Consider the following 12,831-nt stretch of genomic DNA (forward strand, 5'->3'; position numbering starts at 1 on the left):
GGGCTCTATTAATACAGCCCTTAAGAATACTTTCAGGAGAGGAATAGAAATGGTCGATTCAGGAACTAAAGGGATAATTTTTGACCTTAAACGCTTTGCTACAGCAGATGGGCCCGGTATTCGTGGGTTAATTTTTTTAAAAGGTTGTCCCTTAAGATGTAAGTGGTGTGCTAATCCAGAGTCTCAATTAAAAAAAACCCAGCTTATATATTATCAGAATAAATGCAGTGGCTGTGGCAGATGTATAGAAATTTGCCCTCAGGATGCTATTAAACAAGATGAAAGCTTTGGTCTGGTAGTAGATAGTGCCAGATGTAATCAATGTGGTAAATGTGTTGAACGTTGCTATTATGAAGCCAGGGAATTAGTTGGTAAAGAGCTTACTGTTGGACAATTAATGAATACTATTAGACGGGATAAGAGTTTTTATGATAACTCTAGGGGTGGAATTACTTTAACTGGTGGAGAACCACTATTACAGCCGGAATTTACACGGGACTTGTTAAAACTCTGTAGTAAGGAAGGGATTAATACTGCTATAGAAACCAGTGGATATGGAAAATGGGAATGTATAGAGGAAATAATTCCGTATTTAGATCTGATTTTTTATGATATTAAACACATTGACCCTGATTTGCACCAGGAATATACGGGGATATCTAATGATTTAATATTAGCAAACCTTAAACAGCTAGATACCATCTTAAAAGAAAAAAAAATAATTGTAAGAGTACCATTTATTCCAGGTTGTAATAGTGATGATGTAATACAGAAAAGGATTATGGCTTGGGTTGCAGATTTAGCAAGTGTAAAAAGAATTGAGATTATGCCTTATCACCGGTTAGGAACAAATAAATATTGTGGACTGGGTAGGAGCTACGAATTAGAAGGCCTGGAGGCTGTCAACAAAGCAGAATTAAATTATTTGCTTGATTTTGGAAAAGAACATGGAGTTAAGATTCAGATTGATGCTAGTTAGGGGTGAACAAAGTCTATGGGTATGACAATTAGGGATATTGCAGAGATGTGTGATGTTTCAACGGCTACTGTGTCAAGGGTGTTAAACTCACCTGATCAAGTTGCTGAAAAAACAAGGGAAAAGGTGTTGCAGGTTATTAAAGAAGAGAATTATATTCCTAATCAAATTGCTAAAAATTTAAATTCTAATATCACTAATAATATTGCCTTATTCATCTTTGATATTATGAACCCTTTTTTTACTAAATTAATAAAAGAGGCCAATAGAATAGCATTTGATTGGAATTATTCGCTTATTATCTGTGATACGGAAAATGAGAAAGAGAGGGAATTAAAATATTTAAATTATATCAATAAAAGCAAGTTTGCTGGTTTAATTTTGACGGAGGGTATTTCTGGTGAGATTTTGGAAAAGCTTGATCCTTCATACCCAGTTGTTTGTATTGACCGTTATATTAACAGCAATAGCAATAGGAATTATCCTATTATTACATCTGAGAATAGGGAGGGGGCAAGAAAGGCTGTTGAATATCTAGTTACTTTAAATCATAAAAAAATAGCACATGTTTCAGGAACACCAGGTGTTAAGACTGCAGATGAGCGAAAACAGGGATATCTGGACATTGTCGAAAAATATGAACTTCCAGTTGATGAAAGGTATATCTATACAGGAGATTTCAGAACTGAGAGTGGTATTAAGGCTTTAGAATATTTTCTGTCTTTAGAGGAAATGCCAACAGCTATTTTTTGTGCCAATGATTTAATGGCCAAGGGTTTGCTTGGCAGGTCAATGTCGTTAAATATAAATGTCCCGGGAGATTTATCAATAATTGGGTTTGATGGGATTTTAAATAATTCTTATTATAAATTAACTACTGTTAAGCAGTCTATTGCCCAAATGGCAGCGGTAGCAATGAAGGAGCTGATTAACTTAATTGAAAAAAAGACTGTATCCCCAAAAGAAAGGAAGATACCAGGGAAATTAATTGTTGGGGATACCTGTCAAAAGCTTTAAATTGAAGGGAGGGAGGATTAGGATGAATAAACTTCTTGAAATGAAAAATATAAGCAAGACTTTTCCTGGGGTAAAAGCCCTTGATAATGTACAATTTGATCTTCAAAAAGGGGAAGTACATGTTTTATTAGGGGAAAATGGTGCTGGTAAATCAACCTTGATTAAAATACTTTCTGGTGCCCATACAAAAGATAATGGGGAAATTTTTATTGAGGGTAAAGAGGCTACCATAGAAAAACCAGCAGATGCTTTTGCATATGGGGTAAGTATTATTTATCAGGAGTTTAATTTGAATCCCTATATGTCGATTTATGAAAATTTGTTTCTAGGTAGGGAATATACAACTAAATATAGATTTATTAATAAGCAGAAAGCAATCAAAAAGACTAAAGAGATAAGTAAGGTAGTAGGCTTAAATGCTAAACCAACTACCCTAGTTGAGGAACTAACTGTTGCTGAAAAACAATTGGTAGAGATTGCCAAGGCGCTTATCTTTGAGGCCAAGATGATAGTCTTTGATGAACCAACAGCTACCCTGACTGAGACCGAAATTGAGCTCTTATTCAAGATAATAAGGGATTTAAAGGCAAATGGGATGGGAATAGTTTATATATCTCATCGAATGAATGAACTAAAAGAGATTGGGGATAGGTGTACTATTTTAAGGGATGGTCAATATGTAGATACTGTGGAGCTGGATCAGGTAAGTAAAAACGAGTTAGTTAGTAAAATGGTTGGTCGCAAAATAGATGAGAATAATAAGAAAAAAGATAGTTATAGTTGTGATGAAGTAGTTCTTAGAGTTGTAAATCTGTGTTATAAAGATAAGGTTAATAATGCTTCTTTTGAGCTAAGAAAGGGGGAAATATTAGGTATTGCTGGTTTAGTTGGGGCTGGTAGAACTGAACTGGCTAAGACGATTATAGGGGAATTTGCTAAAGAAAAAGGAGAAACTATTGTAAAGGATAGGGTAGTAGAACTAAGTTCACCTAGTATAGCGATAGAAAATGATATAGTTTATCTAAGTGAGGACAGAAAAGATGAAGGATTATTTCTTGAACATAGTGTCAAAAGAAATATTACAATTTCTTCTTTGGATAAGATAAGGGCCAAATTTTGCTTGCATAATAGCAAAGAGAAAAACATCTGTCAAAGTTTAATAGAAAAAATGAAAATTAAAACCCCTTCACAGGAGACTAAAGTTGTTACTTTAAGTGGGGGTAATCAACAAAAAATTGTTATTGCTAAGGGGCTTTGCCAGCAGTCAAGTATATATATATTTGATGAGCCTACCAGAGGTATTGATGTAGGGGCTAAGGAAGAAATATACAATATCATGACCAAGTTAGTTAAAGATGGAGCTTCAATTATTATGATTTCTTCTGATATGCCAGAGATAATGAAAATGTCTGACCGTATCATGGTCATGTATCATGGTCAGATAGCTAATATCTTTGATAACACTAGTGATTTAAGTCAAGAACAGATTTTATCTTCTGCGATAGGGGGCTAGTTTAATGTTAAAAGGAATAAATGCTAGAGAATTTTTAAAGAAATTTGGCATCTATCTGGGGTTTTTAATTATATTTCTATTATTTTCTGTTTTAAGTCCTTACTTTTTTGCCCAAAGGAATATCCTTAATATTATAGTTCAATCTGCAATAATAGCTATCATTGCTATTGGAGAAACTATAGTTATTTTGACAGGTGGAATTGATTTAAGTGTAGGTTCTATTGTAGCTTTTGTAAGTATAATAACAGGAATGACATTAGTAGCTGGTTGGCCAATACCTTTAGCTATAATCTTTAGTATTATGGTAGGGGTGATGATTGGTTTAATAAATGGGACTATTATTTCGTTTGGTAAAGTGCCTGCTTTCATTATGACCTTGGGTATGATGAGCATTGCTAAGGGAGCTTCCTTAGCTGCTAATGATGGAAGGCCTGTATCTGGGTTACCAATTTCTTTTCAAAATATTGCCACAACAAGAATTCTGGGTATACCGATTTTTGTAATCTATTGTATTATTGCCTTTACTATTATGTATATTGTATTAAACAAAATTAAACTAGGGCGCTATATTTACGCTATCGGTGGGAATAAGAGTGCTGCCCGTTTATCAGGAATTAAGGTAAAAAAGATAAATACTATTGCTTATGTTTTTAGTGGACTTTTTGCAGGAATTGGTGGTGTTTTACTAACAGCTAGGCTTAATTATGCGACACCGCTATCTGGGGAAGGATATGAACTTGATGTGATTGCTGCTGCAGTTATTGGGGGAACAGCCCTTTCTGGTGGTTCAGGAAATATTCTAGGTACACTTGTTGGAGCGCTGATGTTAGGAACTTTAAGGAATGGTTTAACACTTTTAGATGTATCAAGTTTTTATCAGAAAATTATTATTGGGACTGTTATTATAGCGGCAGTTTTTGTAGACAAAGCAAAGGATAGATAGAAGTTTTTTGAGGAATATTCAATAATTTTTAGGGTTAGAAAGGTGAATTTTTTGATTGAATATTTTGATCTTTCAAATGTTTCAAACACAAGGGGGATAATAAAAATGAAAAAATTAATTATTATGTTGACTCTTTTGATATTGATAGTATGTAGTTCTAGTTCATTTGTTTTGGCAAAAGATATAAGAATTGGTTTTATTCCCATGACCTTAAGCAATGAGTATTTTATTACCATGGTTAATGCAGCAAAACAGGAAGCAGAAAAATTAGGTGTAGAATTACTAGTTCAGGCTGGCCAGAGGCATGGTAGTGCCCAGGAGCAATTGCAAATTGTAGAAAATATGATAACACGTCAGGTTGATGCTATTTGTATTGTTGCTAGTAGTTCAGAAGGATTAATTACTGCTTTGGGCAAAGCACAACGTGCTGGTGTTCCAGTAATTAATCTTGATACCCGGGTTGATCCAGTAGCGGTTAAAAAGGCCGGTCTTGACCCGATACCATTCATTGGTACCAACAATTATACTGGTGCTAAAAAAGCAGGAGCAAGGGCTTTTGAATTAGTTGGTGCTAAGGCTGAAGTAGCTATTTTAACAGGTATTTCCGGGCAACAAAACGCGAGAGATAGGCGAAATGGATTTTACGACCTTGTAGAAGGAAAATTTAAAGTAGTGGCAGAACAAACAGCAAACTGGGAAGTAGAACAGGGGTATAATGTATCCCAGAATATACTTCAGGCAAATCCTTCATTAAAACTCATTTTTGCCAGTAATGATAATATGGCCTTAGGTGCCTATAGGGCTATCAAAGAAGCAGGACTGGATAATGAAATTGAAGTTATTGGATTTGATGCTGTACCAGCAGCACTTGAAAGTATTAAAAATGGAGAGATGGACTCTACAGTAGCACAGTTTCCTGCAGAAATGGGAATTAAAGGTGTACAGACAGCAGTAAAAATGATTGAGGGTAAAGATGTAGATAATACTATGTATACAAAAACCCTGTTAATTACTAAAGAGAATGTTGAAGAATTCATACAATATTTAGCTCAGTTCAAGTAAATTAAGATATTTCACCTTTACTAACCCTATTTTAAATTTAAATATTTTAACGTCCATTTTGAATGGAGGTCAAAACATGAATCAAGAGATTTTTGTTGGAATTGATTTAGGTACTACTGGAATGAAAATTATTTTTATGGACACCGATGGGACAATATTAGCCAAGAATTATGTTGATTACCCGATACTAAATCCTGAACAGGGGTATGCAGAGCAAAGGCCTTCTGATTGGTGGCAGGGTTTATGTAAGATCTCTACTGAAGTGTTAAACGAACACTCTGGTTTAAAAGATAGAATAGCTTGTATAGGTATTTCTGGCCAGATGCATACCCAGGTCTATCTTGATAACAATAACCGCATATTGAGGAATGCAATAACCTGGATGGATCAGAGGACAAGGAAATTAGTGGAAAGATATAATGCAAAAGAAGAAAACAGGATGATTATTTCTGATTATACCCTTAACTCTCTTTCTACTACCTATACTGCACCACATATTGTTTGGGTAAAAGAAGAAGAGCCTGATATATATAGGAAAACTGAAAAGGTTCTTCTGGCCAAAGATTATATCAAATACATGTTAACTGGAGAGATGGTTACGGACTATTCAGATGCAGTAGGAACCCTTTTGTTTAATACTGTTAAGAAAAAGTGGTCTGACGAGATGTTTAGACTTTTTGACTTAGCCCCAAATTTAATGCCTGAGGTAGATAAATCAGCCCAAGTAATTGGAAGAATCACCCCTGAAGCAGCTAGTATTACTGGACTTCCTGAGGGAACTCCTGTTATAAATGGTTCTGCTGATCAGGCTGCTACCTCACTTGGGGCCGGGGTCATTCATCCTGGAGAGGTTACAGCAATAGTGGGTACAGCTGGTGTTATTTCAGTTATTTCCGATGAACCTATAGCTGACCCTGAACACAGGGTACTATGTTGGAATTACTGTCTAGAAGACAAATGGGTTAACCTGGGGATAATGCAGACAGCTGGTGAATCCTTAAACTGGTTTAAACGGACCTTTGATAGTGAGTCAGATGCTGTTTTTGATATCTATAACCAGGAAATAGCTAATATAGAAGATGGTAGTGAAGGTTTAATATTTTTACCTTATTTGATGGGAGAAAGATCACCTCACTGGGATTCTGAAGCTCGGGGAGTATTTTTTGGCATGAGCATGAATCATAATAAATATCATTTTGTTAAGTCAATTATGGAAGGTGTTAGTTTTGCCTTTAAAAATAACCTTGAAGTCATGGAGTCATTAGGAATCAATATTGATAAACTGCGGCTGCTTGGTGGAGGCAGTAAGAGTGAAGAATGGCTTAATATTATGGCTAAAGTACTTAACAAAAAGATTAGTCCAGTAAAAGTCGCAGAAACTGGTGCTTTGGGTAGTTCTATTTTATGTGGCTTAGCACTGGGGGTTTACGATTCCCTGGATGATGTGGTTTCTCGTCTAACTATGACTGGCAAAGAATATTATTACGAAGAAATACCTGAAATATACTATGAAAATTACAATAAATATAAAAAGATATATCAGAGAACAAAGGATATTTTTAAACTATAAACTAAGATTAAGGGTGATAAAATAATGGATGACTTCAAACAAATTGTTGTTGATGCAGGAGTTAAGATGTGCCAGAGAAGCTTGACAGTTGGCACCTGGGGTAATATTAGTTATCGGGATCCTGAAAGCGGTAATATTTTTTTAACACCTAGTGGTATGGATTATCAGAAATTAGGGACTAATGATATTGTTGTTTATAATGCAAAAGGGGAAATAATCGAGGGCCAAAGAAAACCTTCAATTGAATGGTCAATGCATTTAGCTATTTTTGCGGCAAGGGAAGATGTAAATGCTATTATTCATACACACCCGACTTATTCCACTGCTTTTGCTATTACAGATACTTCAATACCACCAGTCTCAGAGGACTTTGTACAGATTGTAGGTGATTCAGTAGAATGTGCAGAATATGCCCTGCCTGGGACAAAAGAATTGGGGGAGTATGCTGTTAAAGCTTTAGCATCTAAAAATGCGGTATTATTGACCAGTCATGGGACCTTATGTGTAGGCCCTAACATGGATTTTGCTTTTAAGGTTTGTGATGTTGTAGAAAAAACAGCTTATCTCTATCTAATGAGTAAGAATTTAGGTGAGGCTAGAATTATATCACCTGCTGATATAAAGGCGATGCAGGATTTTGTTAAAACAAAGTATGGTCAGTAGATATAAGAAAACTCATATTAGAAAAACTCTTTAGTAATAGTTTTATCTTGTTATCCGATAACAAGATAAAACTATTGTTTTTTTATTAGTTAGGAAACGGCAATTTTGAGATTGTGAATAACTTTAAAGACCGACAAATATATTTACTTCCCTTGTCGTGTACTACGGCGTCCTGCCTTCGTTTACTGTCGAGAAATTGTCTTCCGGCGTCCATGCCTCCAGACAATTTCTAGAGTCGTCCAGTTAATATATTTGTCTAGTTGATAGTTTGTATAGTTTGAGCTTTGTTCTAACTTTAGTTAAATTGCTAGTTGATTTATAAAAATTATTATGCTACAATATTAATTAGAATTCTTATTATAAGAATTCTAATTAATATTGGGGGTGGTTTTGATGAAGAGAAAGTTAATTAAAGAAGCAGCAGAAGAGATTGCTGGGTTTATGCCTTTTTATTTTAAATATATAAACCCAATTATACATAAAGATGAAAAATATTCTTTAAATGAAAATCAAATAAAATTAATAATGATGCTGTATTTAACAGAGAGTCAAACACCTACGAAACTTAGTATTTTTATGGATATGCCTAAAGGCAGTTTAACAACAATAATTGATTCGCTTGTTGATAAAGGTTTTATAACAAAAAAAGAAGATATTAATGATAGAAGAAAAAAGAATATAAGTATCACTGAAAAAGGAAAAAGATTTGTAGCTTATAAAACTAATGATAATCTGCTTAAATTTAACGACTTGTTTCAAAATTTTAAGGAAGATAGTTTGGAAAGGATAATAATAGGGTTTAGAGAACTATCTCAAAACTTAAAGTTAAGTAATTAATTTTGTACAAATATTAAATTCTGATTATATTCATTTTAGTATGAAAGGGGTAAGTTGAAGAATGGATACTATTATATTTTTTGGTGTTCCCGCTCATGGTCATATTAACCCGACACTTCCAATTATTGAAGAATTAATTACAAGAGGGAAGAGGATTATTTATTATTGTACTGAAGATTTTAAAGATATAATAGAAAACAGTGGTGCCCTATTTAGACCTTATAAAATGGAAATTATGAATAATAATAATAAATTAATTTCTAAAAATTTTATTTCACTAACAAGGTCAATTTTAGAATCTACAGATGATATAATAAATCATCACCTTGAAGAGGTGAGAGATGAAAATCCAGTTTGTATAGTTCATGATTCTTTTTGTACCTGGGGCAGGTGTATTGCCAGGGTTTTAAATATAAGGGCAGTATGTTCAACTACGATATTTCCAATAGGAAAAAAGTTTTTAAATCCAGGGATATTAATGATGATGCTTAGTAGATTGGGAGATTTGATAAGATTTAAGAAGCTTGCTAAATACTACAGTAAAAAATATAATATTGAAGTTGATCTTAAACATACTATTATCAATAAAGAAGATCTTAATATAGTATATACTTCAAGGTATTTCCAGCCTAAATCAGAAGAAATAGATGAGAGCTATAAGTATGTTGGCCCATCAATTAACCATAGAGATGAAGACCTTGATTTCCCTTTTGAAAAATTGAGGAATAGAAAAGTTATTTATATTTCTCTAGGTACATTACTTAACCAAAACATTAGTTTTTATCAGAAATGTTTAAAAACCTTTGCTCAAAAGGAATTTCTTGTTATTATGTCTGTGGGTAAAAATACAGAGATAAAAGAGTTGGGTGAAATTCCTGATAATTTTATTGTCAAAAATTATGTGCCACAAATTGAGGTTTTACAAAGGGCAGATTTATTTATATCACATGCTGGTATGAATAGTGTACATGAAGCCTTATATTTTGGTGTTCCTTTAATTTTAGTTCCACAACAACCAGAACAGCTAATGATTGGGAAAAGGATTGAGGAATTAGGAGCAGGGATTTGTTTAAATAACAAAGAAATTAATGAAAATATACTTCGAGATTCTGCAGATAAAATCATGAAACACCAATCATATTTGCAAAATACAAACTATATAAAGGAAACTTTTAGAAAAGCTGGCGGCTATAAAAGGGCTGTTGATATAATTTTGGATACATTACCACACTAGTAATTTTATGATAAGTATATAACCATGGTCTGGACTGAATCTCTGAAACTTTGATAATTACCTTGACAACAATTTTTATCTCTGTTAAAATGTTAAAAATACCTACAGTTAATTTAGTAGATTGGGATGATTTTTACTAGTATTTTTAGCTAAAATGGTTAACATAGAAAAACAAGGAGGTCTTTATCATGGAAAAACTTATTAAAGAGGGTTTAACATTTGATGATGTTTTGTTGATACCGGCGCGGTCAGAAGTTCTTCCCCGGGATATAGAGACTGGTACCAGGTTAACAAGGAATATTCGTTTAAATATACCTATTATTAGTGCTGGAATGGATACAGTGACAGAGTCCAGGATGGCTATTGCGATGGCCAGGCAGGGCGGTATTGGGATAATACATAAAAACATGAGTATCAAAAGACAGGCTGAAGAGGTTGATCGGGTCAAGAGGTCTGAGAGTGGTGTCATTGTTGACCCCTTTTATTTATCACCAGAGAAAAAACTCAGTGATGCTGAGGCTTTGATGTCAAAATATAGAATATCCGGGGTCCCGATTGTGGATAAGGATAAAAAATTGGTCGGGATTATTACCAATAGAGACCTCCGTTTTGTTAAGGACTATGACAGGGATATAGCTGAAGTGATGACAGATGAGGGATTAGTAACAGCCCCGGTGGGAACAACTGTTGATGAGGCTAAAGAAGCCCTGCAGGAACATAAAATAGAAAAACTTCCCCTTGTTGATGAAGATGGTTTACTTAAGGGATTAATTACTATTAAGGATATTGAAAAGGCTGAGAAATTCCCTAATGCTGCCAAAGATAGTCAGGGGAGATTACTAGTTGGGGCGGCAGTTGGTGTAACCGAGGATACTATAGAGCGGGTAACTGCCCTGGTAGAGGCAGAGGTAGACATTATTGTAATTGATACTGCTCACGGTCATTCTGCAGGGGTTTTAAACACTGTTGAACGGGTAAACGAGGCTTTCCCTGAATTGGAGATTATTGCCGGTAATGTTGCTACCGCCCAGGCAACAGAGGATCTTATTAAGGCAGGTGCGGATGTTGTTAAAGTAGGTATAGGTCCTGGTTCAATCTGTACGACCAGGGTAGTAGCTGGTGTTGGTGTACCACAGATTACAGCCATACTTGATTGTGTAGCCAGGGCAAAAGAATATGATATACCAGTGATTGCTGATGGTGGTATTAAATATTCAGGGGATATTGTTAAAGCCCTTGCTGCTGGTGCAGATACAGTAATGCTTGGTAGTATACTGGCTGGGACCGAAGAAAGCCCTGGTGAGTTTGAAATTTATAAGGGCAGGAGTTATAAGGTTTATCGTGGCATGGGTTCAATGGGGGCTATGCAGGAAGGCAGCAAAGACAGATATTTTCAGGAACAGGAACAGGAAGCCAAGAAACTTGTACCAGAGGGTATAGAAGGAAGGGTTCCCTTTAAAGGCCCCTTAGGTGATACTATCTACCAGTTAGTAGGTGGCATAAGGGCAGGTATGGGGTACTGTGGTACTAAAACCATTAAAGACCTCGGAGAAAATGCCCGTTTTATCAAGATAACTGCGGCTGGTTTAAGGGAGAGTCATCCCCATGATGTAAATATTACTAAAGAAGCCCCAAATTATTCTATAGATTAATCTAAAGTGATTTAATAAGATGTTTTGCCTATAAAGTGTAAATCCTAACTTTATAGGCTTTTTTAGATTTTAGATATGTGACAAGGGGACGTTTCGTTTGTCATGTTTTAAAGCATAAGGTAAATAAGGAAGTATTTTTTAAGATGATATAAAATGTAGTTTGTTTTACACTATAATTCTTGTATATAATATATAATATAGTTAGAATTGTTAATATTTGATTATACTAGGAGGTAAGGAAAATGTCTGATAAGATAAAGAAGGAGAAATTGATTATTATTGGTGGTGGGCCGGCTGGTCTTACAGCAGCAATATATGGGTTAAGGGCTGGTTTAGATCCCCTTGTACTTATGGGTCCTGAACCAGGGGGCCAGATTACTACTTCGCCGGAAATAGAAAACTTTCCCGGGTTCCCCGGGGGGATAAATGGTTTTGAATTAATGCAGAAAGTTATTCAACAGGTTGAGAGTTTTGAGGGGAGACTGGCCTATGAGATGGTAGATGAGCTGAATCTGAAGCAGAAACCGTATACTATCAAGACTGGAAACCAGGTATATCAGACTGATACTATAATAATAGCAACTGGTGCTTCTCCACGCAAACTGGGGCTTGTCAGGGAAGGGGAACTCCTGGGTCAGGGCGTTTCTTACTGTGCTACCTGTGATGGTGCCTTTTTTAAAGGGCAAGCTGTTGCTGTGGTAGGGGGTGGGGATGTTGCCCTTGAAGAGGCCAGTTATTTAAGTGGTTTTGCCTCTAAGGTTTATCTCATCCATCGGCGCAATCAGTTCAGGGGAACAAAGTTATTAGCTGATAGGCTAATTAGTAATCCAAAGCTTGAAATATTATGGAATTCTGAGGTTAGAGATTTACTAGGTGATGAAAAATTATCAGGGATTGTTGTGGAGAATAATAAAACAAATGAAAAGAAGGTATTAAATGATGTCAGGGGACTTTTTATTGCTATTGGTTATAACCCTAATGTCAGTCTTTTTGAGGGAATTATTGAGCTGGATGAGTCAGGTTTTATTAAGACTAATGATAGGTATATGACAAATATAGAGGGTGTGTTTGCTGCTGGGGATGTTCAGGATCCACTGTATCAGCAGGTAGTAACATCAGCTGGTAGTGGTGCAGCAGCGGCAATAGAAGCAGGTCAGTACATAGACAGTTTGCTTTAGTCTTCACTGAGGAGTTCAGCCTTTACTTTTTTGACTGTCATTAGAGATACACCGATTTTATTGGCAATTTCATAGTCTTCCAGAGAAGGCCAGATAGGGTTATAATCCTGCTGGTCTTTCTCTATATCTGTATTATCGTACCCTTCTTTTTTCATTTAATCAGCCCCTTAAGGATTAGTATGCATG

Annotated in this window: 12 protein-coding genes; 11 read left to right on the forward strand and 1 reads right to left on the reverse strand. The window is 35.3% G+C overall.

Going from position 1 to position 12,831, the window contains the following annotated elements; translation table 11 throughout:
- The first annotated feature begins 49 nt into the window (after positions 1–49).
- The 11 genes from D7D81_RS03265 to trxB all read left to right on the forward strand — a co-directional run bounded on the left by D7D81_RS03265 (position 50) and on the right by trxB (position 12,645).
- Positions 50–979 carry a glycyl-radical enzyme activating protein gene (locus tag D7D81_RS03265; protein WP_125987265.1) on the forward strand — a complete coding sequence of 310 codons (930 nt, stop codon included), beginning with the start codon at positions 50–52 and terminating at the stop codon, positions 977–979.
- Positions 980–994: 15 nt separating this feature from the next.
- Positions 995–1,993, forward strand: coding sequence for a LacI family DNA-binding transcriptional regulator (locus D7D81_RS03270; RefSeq protein ID WP_125987267.1), 999 nt, complete (start codon positions 995–997; stop codon positions 1,991–1,993).
- Between the two features lie 22 nt (positions 1,994–2,015).
- Positions 2,016–3,506 carry a sugar ABC transporter ATP-binding protein gene (locus tag D7D81_RS03275; RefSeq protein ID WP_125987269.1) on the forward strand — a complete coding sequence of 497 codons (1,491 nt, stop codon included), beginning with the start codon at positions 2,016–2,018 and terminating at the stop codon, positions 3,504–3,506.
- A 4-nt stretch (positions 3,507–3,510) separates the two neighbouring features.
- Entirely contained in the window at positions 3,511–4,449 is a 939-nt protein-coding gene (locus D7D81_RS03280) for an ABC transporter permease (protein ID WP_125987271.1), read from the forward strand.
- A gap of 105 nt (positions 4,450–4,554) precedes the next feature.
- On the forward strand, positions 4,555–5,511 hold the full coding sequence (locus D7D81_RS03285) for a sugar ABC transporter substrate-binding protein (protein WP_125987273.1): 957 nt from the start codon (positions 4,555–4,557) through the stop codon (positions 5,509–5,511).
- Positions 5,512–5,587: 76 nt separating this feature from the next.
- Complete coding sequence (gene xylB / locus D7D81_RS03290; protein ID WP_125987275.1) at positions 5,588–7,081, forward strand: xylulokinase; 1,494 nt, start codon at positions 5,588–5,590, stop codon at positions 7,079–7,081.
- 24 nt (positions 7,082–7,105) lie between these two features.
- Positions 7,106–7,744, forward strand: a complete 639-nt coding sequence (locus tag D7D81_RS03295) for a class II aldolase/adducin family protein (protein ID WP_125987277.1) — start codon at positions 7,106–7,108, stop codon at positions 7,742–7,744.
- A 393-nt stretch (positions 7,745–8,137) separates the two neighbouring features.
- Positions 8,138–8,581 (forward strand): MarR family transcriptional regulator, encoded by a 444-nt coding sequence (locus tag D7D81_RS03300; protein WP_125987279.1) that lies wholly within the window; start codon positions 8,138–8,140, stop codon positions 8,579–8,581.
- A gap of 61 nt (positions 8,582–8,642) precedes the next feature.
- Positions 8,643–9,815: a macrolide family glycosyltransferase gene (locus tag D7D81_RS03305; protein WP_125987281.1), complete on the forward strand. Its 1,173-nt coding sequence runs from the start codon at positions 8,643–8,645 to the stop codon at positions 9,813–9,815.
- A gap of 188 nt (positions 9,816–10,003) precedes the next feature.
- A complete protein-coding gene (gene guaB / locus D7D81_RS03310) occupies positions 10,004–11,467 on the forward strand; it encodes an IMP dehydrogenase (RefSeq protein ID WP_125987283.1) in 1,464 nt (487 codons plus the stop codon).
- Between the two features lie 242 nt (positions 11,468–11,709).
- Complete coding sequence (gene trxB, locus D7D81_RS03315) at positions 11,710–12,645, forward strand: thioredoxin-disulfide reductase (protein ID WP_125987285.1); 936 nt, start codon at positions 11,710–11,712, stop codon at positions 12,643–12,645.
- On the opposite strand, the gene D7D81_RS19415 is transcribed toward trxB, so the two are convergent.
- Positions 12,642–12,800, reverse strand: a complete 159-nt coding sequence (locus D7D81_RS19415; RefSeq protein ID WP_164522098.1) for a hypothetical protein — start codon at positions 12,798–12,800, stop codon at positions 12,642–12,644. The two genes, trxB and D7D81_RS19415, sit on opposite strands and share 4 nt — an antisense overlap.
- Positions 12,801–12,831 lie beyond the last annotated feature (31 nt).

Origin of the sequence: Halocella sp. SP3-1 (genome assembly GCF_003953885.1) — a bacterium.
GTDB lineage: Bacteria > Bacillota > Halanaerobiia > Halanaerobiales > DTU029 > Iocasia > Iocasia fonsfrigidae.